Consider the following 530-nt stretch of genomic DNA (forward strand, 5'->3'; position numbering starts at 1 on the left):
ATCCGCCAGCGCTCATTACCACCAGCCTCAGCGACGACCGCGTCCATCCCGCCCACGCGCTCAAGTTTTACGCCAAACTGCGCGAAACCTCGCCGCAATCTTGGCTCTACTCGCCTGACGGCGGCGGCCATACCGGCAACGGCACCCAACGCGAATCCGCCGACGAACTTACCTGCGTATTGCTGTTTTTGAAAGAGTTTTTGGGGTAGAAGTAAGCAGCAGGACTGACTGTTTCGTAAAGTTGAGAAACAAAATACTCTTGTTTCGGCAAGTGAAAAGAAGGCCGTCTGAAAAACGAATATTAAAAGTTTTTCAGACGGCCTTCTTTTCTTTTAACTTTCAACATATCCCGATAAAATGGACACTTTGTAAGTGATCATTGATGGAAGACGCAATTATGGCAACCGAACCGAAAAATTCTGCACGATTTAGAAAATAATTTCAAACAAGACAATATATTAAAACTCAAACAACTCTTTCCCGAAGTCTTTTGCGAAGACCAAATCGACTTTGAGAAACTCAACATCGTC

General features: G+C 45.3%; 1 protein-coding gene. It reads left to right on the plus strand.

Features of this window, described 5'->3' with window-relative positions; genetic code table 11:
- Positions 1-209: prolyl oligopeptidase family serine peptidase (locus ACTHUR_RS17765; RefSeq protein WP_440400049.1), on the plus strand; the 209-nt coding region annotated here is incomplete at its 5' end.
- Positions 210-530 lie beyond the last annotated feature (321 nt).

The organism is Neisseria sp. P0021.S007 (assembly GCF_051956855.1).